The 15,349-nt window shown below is 66.3% G+C and carries 13 protein-coding genes and 1 pseudogene; 6 read left to right on the top strand and 8 right to left on the bottom strand.

What is annotated here, in order from left to right:
• Positions 1 to 25: 25 nt before the first annotated feature.
• On the top strand, positions 26 to 736 hold the full coding sequence (locus J8I82_RS06255) for a GntR family transcriptional regulator (RefSeq protein WP_209755399.1): 711 nt from the start codon (positions 26 to 28) through the stop codon (positions 734 to 736).
• A gap of 268 nt (positions 737 to 1,004) precedes the next feature.
• Positions 1,005 to 1,268, top strand: a complete 264-nt coding sequence (locus J8I82_RS06250; RefSeq protein ID WP_209755397.1) for a hypothetical protein — start codon at positions 1,005 to 1,007, stop codon at positions 1,266 to 1,268.
• An 81-nt stretch (positions 1,269 to 1,349) separates the two neighbouring features.
• On the opposite strand, the gene J8I82_RS39035 is transcribed toward J8I82_RS06250, so the two are convergent.
• From J8I82_RS39035 to J8I82_RS06230, 5 genes are all read right to left on the bottom strand, one after another.
• A complete protein-coding gene (locus tag J8I82_RS39035; protein ID WP_284182998.1) occupies positions 1,350 to 1,544 on the bottom strand; it encodes a host attachment protein in 195 nt (64 codons plus the stop codon).
• A complete protein-coding gene (locus J8I82_RS39030; protein WP_280906066.1) occupies positions 1,538 to 1,873 on the bottom strand; it encodes a host attachment protein in 336 nt (111 codons plus the stop codon). The genes J8I82_RS39035 and J8I82_RS39030 overlap by 7 nt, the downstream gene beginning before the upstream one ends.
• Before the next feature lie 166 nt (positions 1,874 to 2,039).
• Positions 2,040 to 2,960 carry an arginase gene (gene rocF, locus J8I82_RS06240; RefSeq protein WP_209755395.1) on the bottom strand — a complete coding sequence of 307 codons (921 nt, stop codon included), beginning with the start codon at positions 2,958 to 2,960 and terminating at the stop codon, positions 2,040 to 2,042.
• A 58-nt stretch (positions 2,961 to 3,018) separates the two neighbouring features.
• The gene (locus tag J8I82_RS06235) at positions 3,019 to 4,578 is read right to left on the bottom strand and encodes a sulfatase-like hydrolase/transferase (protein ID WP_209755393.1); all 1,560 of its coding nucleotides are present in this window, start codon (positions 4,576 to 4,578) and stop codon (positions 3,019 to 3,021) included.
• 19 nt (positions 4,579 to 4,597) lie between these two features.
• Positions 4,598 to 5,584, bottom strand: a complete 987-nt coding sequence (locus J8I82_RS06230; protein WP_209755392.1) for a Bug family tripartite tricarboxylate transporter substrate binding protein — start codon at positions 5,582 to 5,584, stop codon at positions 4,598 to 4,600.
• A gap of 94 nt (positions 5,585 to 5,678) precedes the next feature.
• Between J8I82_RS06230 and J8I82_RS06225 the strand changes: the two genes are divergently transcribed.
• Together J8I82_RS06225 and J8I82_RS06220 are read left to right on the top strand one after the other, a co-directional pair.
• The gene (locus J8I82_RS06225; protein ID WP_209755390.1) at positions 5,679 to 6,230 is read left to right on the top strand and encodes a MarR family winged helix-turn-helix transcriptional regulator; all 552 of its coding nucleotides are present in this window, start codon (positions 5,679 to 5,681) and stop codon (positions 6,228 to 6,230) included.
• A 72-nt stretch (positions 6,231 to 6,302) separates the two neighbouring features.
• The gene (locus J8I82_RS06220; protein ID WP_209755388.1) at positions 6,303 to 7,790 is read left to right on the top strand and encodes a PQQ-dependent sugar dehydrogenase; all 1,488 of its coding nucleotides are present in this window, start codon (positions 6,303 to 6,305) and stop codon (positions 7,788 to 7,790) included.
• A gap of 145 nt (positions 7,791 to 7,935) precedes the next feature.
• On the opposite strand, the pseudogene J8I82_RS06215 reads toward J8I82_RS06220, so the two are convergent.
• Positions 7,936 to 8,628, bottom strand: a pseudogene (locus J8I82_RS06215) (LysR substrate-binding domain-containing protein); the annotation flags it as partial.
• A 175-nt stretch (positions 8,629 to 8,803) separates the two neighbouring features.
• Here J8I82_RS06215 and argH point away from each other — a divergent pair.
• Both argH and J8I82_RS06205 read left to right on the top strand, forming a co-directional pair.
• Positions 8,804 to 10,303, top strand: coding sequence for an argininosuccinate lyase (argH, locus tag J8I82_RS06210; protein WP_209755386.1), 1,500 nt, complete (start codon positions 8,804 to 8,806; stop codon positions 10,301 to 10,303).
• A 30-nt stretch (positions 10,304 to 10,333) separates the two neighbouring features.
• On the top strand, positions 10,334 to 11,311 hold the full coding sequence (locus J8I82_RS06205; protein WP_209755384.1) for a Bug family tripartite tricarboxylate transporter substrate binding protein: 978 nt from the start codon (positions 10,334 to 10,336) through the stop codon (positions 11,309 to 11,311).
• 78 nt (positions 11,312 to 11,389) lie between these two features.
• On the opposite strand, the gene J8I82_RS06200 is transcribed toward J8I82_RS06205, so the two are convergent.
• Both J8I82_RS06200 and J8I82_RS06195 read right to left on the bottom strand, forming a co-directional pair.
• Positions 11,390 to 12,733, bottom strand: coding sequence for a nucleobase:cation symporter-2 family protein (locus J8I82_RS06200; RefSeq protein WP_209755382.1), 1,344 nt, complete (start codon positions 12,731 to 12,733; stop codon positions 11,390 to 11,392).
• Between the two features lie 581 nt (positions 12,734 to 13,314).
• Complete coding sequence (locus J8I82_RS06195; protein WP_209755380.1) at positions 13,315 to 15,318, bottom strand: cytochrome-c peroxidase; 2,004 nt, start codon at positions 15,316 to 15,318, stop codon at positions 13,315 to 13,317.
• Positions 15,319 to 15,349: the final 31 nt, after the last annotated feature.

Raw genomic sequence — 15,349 nt, 5'->3', positions numbered from 1 at the left:
GAGCCGCCGCCAGGCGGAACACAACGTGGCGCTGCCAAGATTCAAGGAAATCGAGAACGAGATCCGGGAGCGGATCGTCCGCAACCAGCTGGGTCCGGGCGCGAAGCTGCCGTCGGAGGCCGAGCTGATGACCGAATTCGCCGTGAGCCGGATCACCGTGCGCCAGGCGTTGTCAGGCCTGCACAATGCCGGGCTGATCGAGAAGGTCAACGGCAAGGGCAGCTTCGTCACGCGCCCGACCGACACGCCGAGCCTTGGTGCGCTGACCGGTTTCTACGAGACCGCCCGTGCGCGCGGCCAGTTGGCGTACGGCAAGCTCGCCTCGGTCAAGCTGGTCCGCGCGCCGGCGTTCGTGACGAAGGTGCTCGACCTGGAGCCCGCGGAGAAGGTGCTGAGCGTGTCGACGGTGCGCTTCTGGGACGATGCGCCGGTGGCGCATTTCACGCTGCTTGGGCGCGAGCCGCTGATGCGCCGGCTGGTGCAGGAAGACCTGGAGACCAATGACGCAATGTCGGTGCTGGAGAGCCGGCTCGGCTACCGCTTCAAGGAATCGACGATGGAGGCAAGCGCCGTGGCCGCGCCGGCCGATGTGGCCAGGCGCCTGGGCGTTGCCGAGGGCGAGCCGCTGCTGCGGCTGCGTTCCACCCCGTACGACATCGACGGCACGCCGCTGCTCTGCGCCGAGCTGCTGTTCCGCCCGGACCGCTACGCCTACAAATGGACGCTCAGGCGCTAGCGTCGTTTTCTGTAAGCGCCGCACTACACAACACGCGGGAGCCGCGCGGTAAGTTTTACGCGCGCCGCGCACTTCTTACTGCAGCAAGCCCGCAGGCAGGTCCTTTCCCGGCACCGTTTTGGCAGCAGTAGCCCCTTGTTGGCTTTGCCGGCCGGCTACTGGTACGTCAGTTGCGTGATAACAGGGCGGAGCGACGATTCCAGCGCGCTCGCCGGCCGGTCCTGCATCGCTGCAAGGCCCGGTCGCAACCTGCAAGACGGAGGATCAGATGAAAACGACGCTACGCATCAGCACTGCATTGCTCGCCTCGCTCGGCATCCTGGCTGGCTGCTCAGCCACCGGCAGCACCAGCGGATCGGGATCGCTGTCGGGTTCCGGCTCGGTGTCTGAACAGCAACGCAGCCGCAGCGGCTATGGCTCACCGAGCTCCAGCACTTCGACCGGCACGTCCGGTGCGACCAGCACCACCAGCCCTGGCGGCACGTCCAGCGGCTCCAGCGGCTCGACCAGCGGTTCGGGCACCGCGCGCTGAACGCGCGTACGCTCGCGCGGCCGCCCGCACGCGCGTGCGGCGGCCGCTTCCGTGGCGCGCTTGCAGTCCTGAGCGCCCCATCTAGCGGTCCCTTCCCGTATTCACTCGCTCGTCACGGCGCGCAGGCACCACGCCCTCGTCCGCCAGCCGTTGCTGCAGGTCGTTGTTGGGCACGTGGATAAAGTCCTTGTCGATCTCGCGCGACACCACGTCGGTGACGGAAGCAGGCAAGGTCTTGCGCAGCAGCCCCAGGAAGCGCGGCGCCGCGATCAGCACGAGTTCTTCATAGCGCTGCTTGTTGCGGGCGTCCGCCGGAAATCCGCCACGCGGTGCGCGAACAGCTCCGCTTCCTGGTGCAGTTCGTCCTCGCCCGCGGACGATGTAACCGTGGACGGGCCGACCTGGTGCGCGCCGGGATGACCGGCATCGCCCTGCGAGGCGGCGTGGCCACGGCGGCCATAGGCGTCGCGGCGCAGGTCGGCGCGGTCGGCGTGCGCTGCGGCATCGGTAATTTCTTCGACTACCGCCAGCGGGGCGGCGTCTGCATGCGAGGCAAAGACGCGGGCGACGGATTCGTCCGCCACCAGGATCCAGATGTTCTTCATGATCGCTCCGGTTGCCGGCCCGAACGGTGGGCCTGACTACCGGTGTTGCAAGGGGTACGCCACCGGCCGCCGGCCCGCGGCAGCGCAGGTTCGCGCGCCTGGCGGGTCTCCGGGTGCCGCATGCGGCATGGCGTTGCAGTATCGACAGGCACGCCGTGCAACTTTTTCAGGCTGGCGGCGGACGCCACAGCGTCGATTTTCCGAACAGGCTTTCCACCAGGTCCACGGCCAGCTGCCCGGTCTGGTTGCGCACGTCGCAGGCCGGATTCAGCTCCATCACGTCGAGCGATGCCAGCCGGCCGGTATCGGCGATCATTTCCATGCAGAGCTGGGTCTCGCGGTAGGTCGGCCCGCCCGGCACGGTGGTGCCCACGCCCGGCGCAATCGCGCAGTCGAGAAAATCCACGTCGAAACTGACGTGCAGGTGCGTGTGCGCGTCGATGCCGGCCAGCGCCTGTTGCATGGTGTAGCGCATGCCGTTCTCGTCGATGTAGCGCATGTCGTATACCGCCAGCTGCAGTTCATGCAGGCGGCGCTTTTCCTCGGCATCGACGCTGCGGATGCCGATCTGCCGGATCGCGCTGCGCTCCACCGCCGGCGCCGGGCCCGCCAGCGTGGTCAGCGGCGCGGGGCCGTGCCCGCACAGGCAGGCCACCGGCATGCCATGCATGTTGCCGGTGGGCGTGGTGGTGCCGATATTGGCGTCGGCGTGCGCATCGAGCCATAGCACCATCAGGGTCTTGCCGGTATCGCGGCAATGGCGCGCCGCGGCGCTGATCGAGCCGATCGCCAGGCAATGGTCGCCGCCCATCAGCATTGGCAGCCGGCCCGCCTGCAGCGTGCCGAGGCACGCATCATAGACGGCGCGGTTCCACGCCACGACTTCGTCGAGGTGGCGCATGCCGTCCCGCGGCGGTTGCCACGGATTGGCGGGGCCGGCCAGGTTGCCGGCGTCTTCGACCGCCAGGTTGTTGCGCGCCAGCGCCTGCGCCAGGCCGGCGACGCGCAGTGCCTCGGGGCCCATCGAGGAACCGCGCGTGCCGGCCCCGACGTCGGTTGGGGCACCAATCAGCGTGACAGGTTTCATGGCGAGGTGCGGTGAGTGTGTGGACGCCATGCGTTTGCAGGTTCCGTACCCGGCGCGTTCACCACACGCCGAAGAACACGCCAGCCTGCTTGTACACGTTGGTCTTGGCCGCGACCTCCTCGTTGGTCACGGTCACACGCGGCTTGAGCGTGCAGAACCAGTCCAGCAGCCGCAGCCGCATGGCGTTGCGCACGGTTTCATGGCCCGGGTCGTCGCCCAGGTCGAAGTACTCGTCCGGATCGTTTTCCAGGTCGAACAGCTGTGGCCGGAAGCCCTGCCAGTGGACGTATTTCCAGCGTGCGTCACGCACCATCCAGGCCCGGCATTCGCCCGGGTGGCGGCCGAGCGCGATCCGGGCGCCGCGGTAGGCGTAGTCGAGTTCGGAAACGACAAAATCGCGCCACTGCGCGGCATCGCGCGAGCGGGTCAGGTCCAGCAGCGAGCGGCCTTCGATGCGATGGCCGGCCGGCGGCAGGCCCAGCGCATCGAGCACCGTCGGCACCACGTCGACCGCCGACACCATGTTCTGCTGCGCGCTGCCGCGAGTGGCATCGGCCTCGAGCGAGGGGTCGTAGACGATCAGCGGCACGTTCTGCACCGTGTCGTAGAACTGCTCCTTCTCGCCCAGCCAGTGGTCGCCGAGGAAGTCGCCATGGTCGGCGGTAAAGACAATGAGCGTGTCCTGCCAGCGGCCAAGGCGTTCCAGCTGGTCCCACAGCAGGCCCAGGCGGTCGTCGATCTGCTGGATAAGCCCCTGGTAGGCGGGGCGCACCGTATCCGACACTTCCTGGCGCATGAAGCTGGCGCATTCTTCCTGGGTGCGGTACGCCGAGAGCACCGGATGCGGGCCTTCCAGTTCGGCGGCGTGGCGGCGCAGCGGCAGGCAGTCGTCGAGCTTGTAGGCGGCGTGATAGGGCGCGGGCGCGAGGTAGGGCCAGTGCGGCTTGACCAGCGACAGGTGCAGCACCCACGGCTCGTCGCCGCGCGCGCCGATGTACTGCATGGCCTGGTCGACGGTGTACGCCGTCTCGGAATGGGGCTCGGCCACGCGCGCGGGCAGGCCGGCATTGCGCATGTGCCAGCCGGAGACGATTTCGCCTTGTGCGTTCTCCGCGCTGATGACGTAGTCGGTCCATGGGTCGGCGCTGTCGTAGCCTTGCCGGCGCAGCCAATCCGCATAGGCACCCCGCGGCTCGGCGTGATGGCCATCGTGGCGGTCGACCTCGGTGAAATGGCCGCTGCGCAGCAACGTCTCCAGCTCGGTGCCGCCGTCGAGGTGCAGGCGCCTGAGGTTGGCGTTGTCGGGCATCACGTGGGTCTTGCCCGCCAGCGCCAGCTCGCGGCCGCTGTCCTTCAGGTACTCGCCCAGCGTGACTTCGCCGACCGACAGCGGTACGCGGTTCCAGGTGGCGCCGTGGCTGCTGACGTAGCGGCCGGTGTAGAAGCTCATGCGGCTGGGGCCGCAGACGCCGGAGGTGACGAAGGCGCGGTCGAAGCGCACACCGCGCGCGGCCAGCGCGTCGATATTGCGCGTGCGCAGCGTGGGGTGCCCGTAGCAGCCCAGGTGGTCGCGGCGCAGCTGGTCGCACATGATGAACAGGGTATTGCGGATCGGCATGGTGGCTCGCTGCGGCTTGTCAGTCGCCGGTATAGCCGGAGGCTTTCACTACCGGCGCCCACCTGGCGGTGTCCGCCTTCAGCAGGCCGGCAAACGCGTCGGCCGTGCCGGTGGCCGGTTCCAGCCCCAGCTTCAGGAATTTGTCGCGCACGTCGGGTGACTGCACGGCCTTGACGATGGCGGCGTTGAGCTTGTCCAGCACCGGCCGCGGCGTGCCGGCGGGCGCCAGCACGCCGTAGCGGCCTTCGCCTTCGATGCCTTTGTAGCCCAGTTCGGTGAAGGTCGGCACATCGGGCAGTGCCACCGAGCGCTGCGTGCCGGACGTGGCCAGCACACGCACCTTGCCGGCGCGATGCATCTCGGTCAGGTCGGCCAGCGTATCGACCGAGGCCGGCACCTGCCCGCCCACCAGCGCGCTCATCAGCGGCGCCGAGCCATTGAACGGCACATGCAGCATCTCCACGCCGACCTGCTTGCCGATCATCAGCCCGAAGAAATGCGGGATGCTGCCCAGCGCCGGCGAGGCGTAGGAGTTGTTCTGCGGACCCGCCTTGAGCCACGCCACGTAATCCTTGAGCGAGCGCGCCGGGCTGCCCGGGCCGGTGGCCAGTGCCAACTGGAAATTGGCTGCCTGCGCCACCGGGACAAAGTCGCGCTGGATGTCGTAGTTGAGCTTGCGGTAGACCAGCGGCGCGATCGTCATCACGGCCGAGTTGGCCACCACCAGCGTATGGCCGTCGGCGGGCTGCATGCGGGCATAGTCCATCACCAGCCGGCCGCCGGCACCGGGCTTGTTCTCCACCACCACGTTCTGGTTCAGCGTCTCGCGCAGCTTGTCTCCGACCAGGCGCGCGGCAAGGTCGGCGGTGCCGCCGGCGGGGTAGCCGACCAGGATGCGCAGCGGGCGCTCCGACTGCGCGCCGGCGGGCAGCGCCCAGGCGGTGAAAGCGGTAGCAGTGGCCGCCAGGCAGGCGGCAAGGCGGGGAAGGCAGTTGCGGGGGCTCACGGTGTCTCCTCGGTTCCGGGTTGTCGTTTGGTATGGGTGGCACGCTAACACCCGTCGATATAATTGACAAAGTCAACTAATTAGCGGGTAGGGCATGGCATACGACGACGGCGGCAGCCGGCTGCAGCGGCCCAGGCGGCTGGGCGATTTCATCAACTACCGGGTCTACCACCTGAACCGCGTGGCGCTGGGGGCCGCGGGGCTTCATCTGCGCGCCACCGCTGGCGTGACGAGGCGCGAATGGCGCATGATTGCCTTCCTGGGCGAGCAGCCGGGTACCCGGCTGACCGAGCTGGCGCAAAGTGCTGGCCTTGACAAGGTGCTTGCCAGCCGCGCCGTGCATGCGCTGGTCGAGCGCGGCCTGGTGCGACGCGAGGCGCGTGCGCAGGACCGGCGCGCCGCCGCGTTCACGCTGACGGAAGAGGGCGAAGCGGTCTACCACCGCGCCTTTGCGCAGGCGCGCGCCTTCAACCGCGAGCTGGCGGCATGCCTGAGCGCCGAAGAAGCGCGCGTGCTGTCGCGCTGCCTGGACAAGCTGCAGGCGCGGGCCGAGGCCATGATGGCAGAAGCGCAGGCTCTGCCGCAGCCGGAAGGCGCCGCGCCGCCGTGGGATCCGCTGCAGGTCTGGCGGGGTGGCAAGGGGTAAGACAGACAACCCTTGCCACGGCATGGAGCGGTTCTTGCGTGGCAGCAGGCGCCGGGGTGGCAGGAGTGCATCATGTCAGTCTCACTACGATCTTCGCTGTGCCAATGGTTTGTTGCCTGCTGCCTGGGCCTGGCGGCGTGCGGCGGTGGCGGTGGCGGCGATGGGGGCGGTTCCGGCAATACCGGCGGTAGCGGCGATAGCGGCGGCGGCCCGGGAACCTTGTCGTTGACAGTCACCGGCCTGCCGTCCGGCACTCCGGCGGCGGTCACGGTGACTGGCCCGGGGCAATACCGCCAGGCCGTCGCCCAGTCGACAACCCTGTCCAACCTTGCCACCGGCACCTACACGGTCAGCGCGGCCGACGTGCTCGCCGGCACCAGCCAATACCAGCCGCAGCCACCGGCCCAGTCGGTGACTGTTGGCGCTGGCGCGGGCGCCACGGCTAACGTCGTCTATGGCTCGCCACAGCCGGTGCGGCTGGCGCTGAAGCAGGTGGCTGGTGGACTGGCCGAACCGATCTATCTCACCGCGCCCGCGGGCGACGCGCGCTTGTTCATCGTGGAGCGCGCCGGGCGCATCCGCGTCGTGCGCAACGGCGCGCTGCTGGGCACGCCCTTCCTCGATATCGATGCGCTGACTACCACCGACGGCGAGCGCGGCCTGCTGTCGATGGCATTCGATCCCGGCTATGCCAGCAACGGCCGCTTCTATGTCTACTACACCGATAACAACGGCGCCATCACCATCGCGCGCTACCAGGTGTCGGCGGGTAATCCCGACGTTGCCGACGCCACGGGCACGGTGTTGCTGTCGATCCCGCACAGCAACTTCCAGAACCATAACGGCGGCCAGCTGGCGTTCGGCACGGACGGCATGCTCTACGTCGGCACCGGCGATGGCGGTGGTGGTGGCGATCCGTCCGGCAATGCGCAGAACCTCGGCGTGCTGCTCGGCAAAGTGCTGCGCATCGACGTCAGCGGCGCATCGGGGCAGCCTTATGGCGTTCCCTCCGGCAATCCGTTTGCCGGCCAGAGCGGCAGGCGGGGCGAGATCTGGGCATTCGGACTGCGCAATCCGTGGCGGTTTTCATTTGATGCCGGACGGCTGTATATCGCGGACGTTGGCCAGGACCAGCGCGAGGAGGTCGACGTCGCCGAGGCCACCGCCGCCGGGCTGAACTACGGATGGGACCGCATGGAAGGCACCGCATGCGTGGGCGCCGCCACCTGCGATACGGCCGGGCTGACGCTGCCGGTATTCGAGTACGGCCACGATGCCGGCCGCTGCGCCATCGTCGGCGGCTATGTGTACCGGGGCAATGCGCTGGTTGCGCTGCAAGGCCGCTATTTCTATTCGGACTTGTGCACCGGCAGGCTGTCGAGCTTCGTGTTCCGCGACGGTGGCGCGGCCGAGCAGGTCGACTGGAACGTCACGATCCCCGGCAACGTGTATTCGTTCGGGGTGGATGCCGCGCAGGCGCTTTATGTACTGGCGGACGGCGGGACATCGGCGGCCAGTGGTGCGGTGTATCGCATCGATGCGACCGTCGGCGGGCAGTAAGCCGCCGTCGGTCACACGGCGTCGAAGGCGGCTCGCATGCAGGCAACGAAATGGTTGACGTGCGTGTCGCGTGGCGCCAGCTGCGCGCGCAGCATATAGCTCCGGACGGGATATCGGGCTTGAACGGGATCGCTGCCACGCCCGGGAACTTCATGGTCCGGCTCACGATGGGGTTCACCAGGCTCACGCCGAGCCCTTCGCCGACCATCCTGCAGATCGTCGCGGCGAAGGGCGTTTCGAGCGCCATGATGCGGTCGCCGTCGCCGAACACGGCGTCGATTGCATGCCGTGACGAACTGCCCGCGGGCAAGGAAATAAAGCGTTCGCCGGCGAGGTCTTCCGGGACGAGCCGCCTCTTCTTCGCCAGCCGGTGACGCGCCGGCACCACGCACACCGCGCTTTCGGTATGGATGACGGATGCCACCACCCCCGGCTTGTCGGAGATGTTCGACACAAAGCCGATGTCGCAGTGCTGCGTGGCGATCCAGTTGGCGATCACGTAGGACTCGCTGGTGTCGCAGACGATGCGCACCTGCGGGTACTTTTCGCTGAACCGCCGCACCGCCAGCGGCAGCACGCTCAGCGATATCGATGCTGCGGCCGCCACGCGCAGCGTCCCGACGCCGGCGTTGCGGATCGCGCGCGCCGAGTCGCTCAGGCTGTCCAGTCCGACGAAGGCGCGTTCGACCTCCCTGAACAGCGCTTCGGCGCCTTTGGTCGCCACCACGCGCCCCGGCAGCCGGTCGAACAGCTCGAAGCCCAGCTCCGCCTCGAGCTTGCCGATAACGCGGCTCACGTTCGGTTGCGAGGTATGCAACTGCTTCGCCGCGACGGTCATGGAGCCGGTCAGCATGACGGTGCGGAAGGTTTCAATCTGCTTGAAGTTCATGCCGGCATGGTACAGGCATTGCCGGATGCCCATATCAAAAATGCATGCACCCCCTTGAAACTGTCATTTGACCGGTATGCGGCTGGCTTCGATACTGGGTTCATCACACAACGCACCACGAACCATGGAATCCAAAGTCAGCCGCCGGCTCAACGAGCCGCTTGCCCGAGAAATCTGCGAGCACATTTACGGTCCGCGCCTTGCGCGTGACTTCACCAGGCAATTCCCGTACCTCACCGAGGTGAACCAGGCGCACCTGCTGATGCTGCACAAGACCGGCCTGGTGTCGCCCGAGGTCGCGCGCAGGCTGGCCGGCGGCCTGCGGCAGATGGAAACCGAAGGTCCTGACGCAGTGATGCTGGATCCCGCCCGCGAGGATCCCTACTTCAACTATGAAGCGCGGCTGATGGAAGTGAGCGGCCGCGACATCGGCGGACGCCTGCACATGGCGCGCAGCCGCAACGACATCGCGGCCACGATCGACCGGATGCGCGCCCGCGGCATCGTGCTCGACACCATCGAGGCGCTGGGCAGTGTCCGCAGGGTGGCGCTGCAGCGGGCCGGTGAATTTGCCGATGCGGTCATGCCAGGCTACACGCACCTGCAGCCCGCGCAGCCGATCACCTTCGGCTTTTACCTGAGCGCCGTGGCCGAGGCGCTGGGGCGGGACATGGACCGCCTGCATGCGACGCTGGCGCGGATCGACGCCATGCCGCTGGGCGCAGGCGCGCTGGCCGGCACGCGTTTTCCGATCGACAGGTGCGTCTCGGCGGCCGGGCTCGGCTTCGGTTCGCTGGTGCACAACACGCTGGATGCAGTGGCATCGCGCGACTTTGCGTGGGAGGCAATGTCCGCCATGGCCATCGTCGCGCTGACATGGGGCAGGGTGGCGCAGGACTTCTACGTGTGGTCCACGCCGGAATTCGGCCTGCTGTCCTTCCCCGACCGCGTAGCGAGTACCTCGAGCATCATGCCGCAGAAGAAGAACCCCGCCGTGCTCGAGTACCTGCGCGGCAAGAGTGCCCACGTGGTCGGCCTGCTGACTACCGCGCTGATGACGGTCAAGGGAACGCACTTCACGCACACCGGCGACAGCAGCCGCGAGAGCATCCGCAGCTTCTGGGAGTGCTGCGAGGAAACTTCGCGCTGCCTGTCGCTGTTCAGGCTGGTGGTCGGCAGCGTGGAGCCGAAGCGGCAATCCATGCTGCAGCGGGTCAGGTTCGACTTCTCAGTGGCAACGGACCTGGCCGACGGGCTCGTCGCCGACGCGGGACTGTCGTTCCGCGACGCTCACCATGTCGTGGGCGGCCTGGTGCGCCTTGCCCTCGATGCCGGCCAGTCCGCAGCCGAAGTGACCAGCACCATGCTCGACCGCGCCGCAGTGGACGTGATCGGCCGCGCCATCGAATGGCCCGACCACAAGCTGCGCCAGTACCTGGACCCTGTCGAGAGCGTCAACGCACGCCGCAACGGCGGCCCTGCGCCGTCCGAGGTGGCACTTGCCATCGAGCGTCAACAGGCTCATCTTGAGACTGTGCTGGCCTCCGTGATGTCGATACGGCAGCGCCTCGATGCGGCGCGCGACCAGATGAAGCACGACATCGCCGCCCTGGCAGCGGCCTGACCCATCCATCCTTCCTACTGCCCAAGCACCATGAAGCTCATCGCCAGGTTACTGATTGCGGCTGTTAGCGCTGCCTGCGTTGCCACTCCCGCTTCCGCGGCCTCCGCCGCGTATCCGGACAAGCCGATCCGCCTCGTCGTTCCGTTCCCCGCCGGCGGCACCGTCAACCTTATTGGCCGCGTGCTGGCGCAGCGCCTGTCTGAGACGCTAGGGCAGCAGGTCATCGTGGAGAACAAGCCCGGCGCGGGCGGCACGCTGGGGGCGGACCTGGTCGCCAAGTCCCCGCCTGACGGCTATACGCTGCTGCTTGCTTCGTCGGGGCACCAGTCCATCCACCCGCTGATCTACAAGAAGCTGCCCTACGACGCAAACAAGGACTTTGTCCAGGTGGCGCTGTTCGCCGCTGTGCCGAACGTGCTGGTGGTCTCGAACAAGGTGCCGGCGAAGACGGTCAAGGAACTCGTGGCCTATGCAAAATCGGGGGGCAAGCCGCTGTTCATGGGCTCCGCAGGCAACGGCAGCGTCAACCAGATGGTCGGCGAGCTGTTCCAGCACAAGACTGGCACCAGCTTCGAACACGTGCCGTTCAAGGGTGCGGGCCCGGCGGCGGTTGACCTCATGTCGGGGCAGATCGACCTGATGTTCGTCAACCTGCCGAACGTCTTGCCACACATCCAGGGCGGGAAGATGCGCGCGCTTGCGGTTGCGAGCGCGAAGCGGGTAGCCTCGCTGCCCGAGGTGCCGACCATGGTCGAGGCCGGCATTGCCGACTTCGCGGTCGATTCGTGGTCAGGCGTGCTGGTCCCGGCGGGAACGCCCAAGGCGATCGTCGACCGGCTCTCGCTCGAGATCAACAAGATCGCGAAAGAGAAGAAGACTGCGGAGAGCCTTGCGGCGCAGGGCGCCATCCCGATGCCCGGCACCAGCGCCGAATATGCCGCCCTGGTGCGCGTCGAGACCCAGCGCTGGGGCGAGGTGATCAGGAAGGCGAACATCACGCTGGACTGAAGCCGCGGCGAGGCGCAATGGCCAAAAAACGGACGCTCGCGGGCCAGGCCGGCAGCGTCCGCTCGTCAAGCTTGCAAGTCAGGCCAGTTCGCCAGAGGCCTGCGCCACCTCGTTGTTCTGCTCGTCTTCGGCATGCTCGGCCTCGGCGCCCGGCAGCACCAGGTTCAGCGCGACTGCCACCAGCGACCCCACCGAGATACCCGAGCCGAACACCTCCTGCACGAACAGCGGCAGCTTGGACAGCAGTTCCGGGCGGAAGGTCACTGCCAGCCCGCAGCCGATCGACACCGCCACGATCAGCGTATTGCGCTGCGTGAATTCGATCCGGCTCAGCATGTTGATGCCGCCCGAGACGATCATCGCGAACATCATCAGGCCGGCGCCGCCGAGCACCGGCTGGGGAATCGTCACCACCAGCGCGCCCAGCACCGGGAACAGTCCCGCGAGCAGCAGCATCACGCCGGTCAGCGCCACCACGTGGCGGCTGGCCACGCCGGTCAGCGACACCACGCCGACGTTCTGCGCGAAGGTCGACAGCGGCGGGCTCGATACCAGCGCTGCAAAGGCCGAGCCGAAGCCGTCGCACAGGATGCCGCGCGACAGCTTGTTGCCGGTGATGGGCGTCTGCGTGGCCGAACCGAGCGCCATGAAGGTGCCGGTGGATTCCACCGTCGTCACGAGGTAGGCAATCGCCATTGCAACGATGCCCGACACCGGGAACGACAAGCCGAAATGCAGCGGCTGCGGCAGCGCCAGCACCGGCGCATTGCGCATCTGCGTGAAATCGACGAGCCCCAGCGCCAGGCAAAGCAGGTAGCCACCGAGGATGCCGATCACGATCGCCGAGGCCGAGATCATGCCCTTGCCCCACTGCACCAACGCGACCACCAGCGCCAGCACGAAAGCCGCGATCGCCAGGTTGCCGACCGCGCCATACTGCGGGCTGCCGCGGCCACCGGCGGCCCAGTCCACCGCGACCGGTATCAGCGACAGGCCGATCATGGTGACGACCACGCTGGTGACGGTATGGGGGAAGAGCTTGCGGATGGTCGGCATGAAATGGCTGCCGACGATCATCAGCAGCGAGCCAACCAGCGCCGAGCCCAGGATGCCGGCGACGCCGTGCTCGGCGCCAACGCTGATGGCAGCGCCGACGAAGGAAAAGCTGGTGCCCATCACGCACGGCAGGCGAATGCCGACCGGCCCGACGCCCTTGCATTGAATAATGGTCACCACCCCCGAGCCGATCAGCGCGGCATTCACCAGCGCAATGATTTCAGCGGTCGGCAGCTTTAATGCCCCGCCGATCACCAGCGGCACCGCAATAATGCCGCCGAGGGCGGCAAGCAAATGCTGAAGCGCCAGCAGCACGGTAGTGATGCGCGGCGGACGGTCTTCCACCTTGAACAGCAAGGGTGCCATTAACGTCTCCTGTTTGTGCGGGTGGATGTTTCCACCTTTGTCTTTCTTCCGGGCCGGCCGGCATTTGCCGCCGGGAGGGGCAATGCGTGAGCGCGGTAGCATCGAAGCGGCTGCCGCGGCGCGCCCGGCATGCTATCCGGAAAGTAAATGAAAAATCAATCCGTTTGATTATTCCGGCGCTGTGATGCTATTGGATTGCGAAATGGTGTATATAGGCATCGTCCGGAAATATTTTGTCGGCCGATAATATCGGGAGCGGGCTCTTGTTGATAGGAGACGGTAATCGCAAGTGAACGCGGCGGGCGATTCCGGCAGTCTTCCCTGTAGAATGAATAATCGTGGCAGATAATCGGGGGCGACATATATCTCCAGTGACAATGTCGGCGCCGCGTTGCCCGCTTCACGGCATTGCAGATCCCGCCCCGACAATCTGCGTCGACAATGGTCCGGCCCGGATTGTCAAGGCTTGCTTGCCGCTGTTGTCGCGCTCAGGCGGCACTGATAGCCGCGTCGGCGTCCGTCTGACAGCAGTCCGTCCCGCCCCGACCCCACGGGATGGACCCCGCCATCAGCGCTCGCCGCTAGCGTTGGAACGGATCGAGATTGAGGAACGGCTTGAGGCCGCTACTCGCGCCGCCCGCACCGACCGCGCCTATACATTCCGTTTTGTCCACGCCGTTCCCGGTGGTTCCGTCTTGCTCCAAGCCTCCGGTACCGTTGACCTTATGCCCTTGGGGGAAGCACAGCGAGGGGTGGTCGAACGGCGCTTTGCGATAGCGCACGCGGTCATCACCCAGGGCAAGCAGGAAAGCCACCAGGTCTAACTTTTGCTGCTCCGTCAGGCCGAGCGGTGCGATGCCACGATCCAGATTAGCCCTGTTCACGTCCGCGAAATCCCCGCCGCGGTTGTAGAAGTCGACCACCTGCAACAGGGTAGATTTGCCGCCATTATGGAAATATGGGCCGGTAAACTCCAGATTGCGCAGACCTGGTGCCTTGAAGGCACCGTCAACAGCCACACGCTGGGTTGGGTCGACTGCCGTCTCCTTAGCGGTATCGAAGCCGTTGCCCAGCAAATGGGTCTTGCCCTGCTGCGCCATCCGCGTTTCAGAGAGCGGATTGCCGAACGGATCTGTGCCGCCTACACCGAGATCTTCTGTGGTCGGTTGCACGCCAATGTTGTAGAAGCCGTTGTCATAGACAGCTTCCAGCCCATCCCCCATCGGCATCCGCCTGAGCCGCTGCCTGGTCACGCTGGAGAATGAGGCGGCAGTGAATTCAGGACCCGAGTGACAGAAGCCGCAACGCCCGGCCCCGGTGAAGACTCTGGCGCCGCGCAACTGCTGCTCATTCAGGGCTGTGGTCTGGCCCTCGAGGTAGCGGTCCACCGGCGTGTCGTTGGCAATCAGGGTGGATTCGTAAAGATGAACGGCGAGGCCGAAGAAGAGCGCGAAGTTGGCTTCCATCTGGCTTACCTCGAATTTCCCGGTACTGCGCTTGAACTGGCGCGGAGGCAACAGATCCATCGAGGCGAACTTCGCCTCATCCGCAGCCGACATCTTCAACAGCGTCGGCGAGTTCCAGTACTGGGAGCGGAACGCCTTCTTGATCATCTCGGAGTAGGTCGGTACCTGATCCTTGCTGCGCAGTAACACCAGCGGGCCAAGTACGCTGTCGTCAGCCGCGATGACCTGGCCGGACAACGGCCGCTGGCCAAGCAGCTTCTTGCCGAGCTTCATGAATGACCGTCCATTGCAACTCATTTCGACCGAACTCAGGGGAGGGCCGTCACTTTGCGACGCCAGGGAGGCGCCTGGAATGGCCAGCTTGGCTTGCTTCACCACGCCGCCCTCATTCTTCCACACCAGGGCTTCCGGATTGCGCATGCCAAACGGGTCGCCGCCGTTGTACATGTTGTTGGCGCGCCCGTCCCAGAAGTTGCGGAAATTGAATACCGCATTGATGACGGAAGGGGTATTGCGCCCGGTCACCTGGCGCGTGTTGATGCCGTTGATGTTGAAGCCCGTACCGCCGTGGAAGATGTCGTCGGAAACATTGGCGCAGACATCGCCCGTGCTGCCTGTGCCGAATTCAACGAAGTTCGCCGTGAATACCCCCTGCGAGCCGGAAACCTCATTGACGTTCGAGAGTTGCGGCTGCGACTGGTTCACCTCCACATGCTTGGTGAACCCGAAGTCTTCCGGCTTGAAAGTGTAGTTTGGCCCGCCCAGCTGGAAGGTTTTATCGCCGCCCAGCAGGCCTGGAGAGAGCTGGTTCGTGATGCGGTTATCGACACCGGCATGGAAGTGGCAGCTGGCGCAAGAGGTCTTGTTGTCGCTGCCCACCTTCATGTCCCAGAACAGCGCCTTGCCGAGCTGAATGGCGGCCGCCTTGTCCTTGACGAACTCGTCCAGGACTTCGGCAGGGGGACCCGGAACCGTAACGGTCTTGAGCGAACGCAGACCCGCCAATGGATCTACCACCTGGGCGTGCGGTGTCCGCGACGTCAGGCTCAGTGCGGCAGCCAGGATGGCAGCCATTAGCATTGGCCTGGCTGGGCCATTGCTGTTTTCGTTGTTGAACATATCTCTCTCCTCACCGTAGGCAATTGCACCC

Source organism: Cupriavidus consociatus (assembly GCF_017814975.1).
Lineage (GTDB): Bacteria > Pseudomonadota > Gammaproteobacteria > Burkholderiales > Burkholderiaceae > Cupriavidus > Cupriavidus consociatus.
This window is presented reverse-complemented; position numbering and strand designations above follow the sequence as displayed.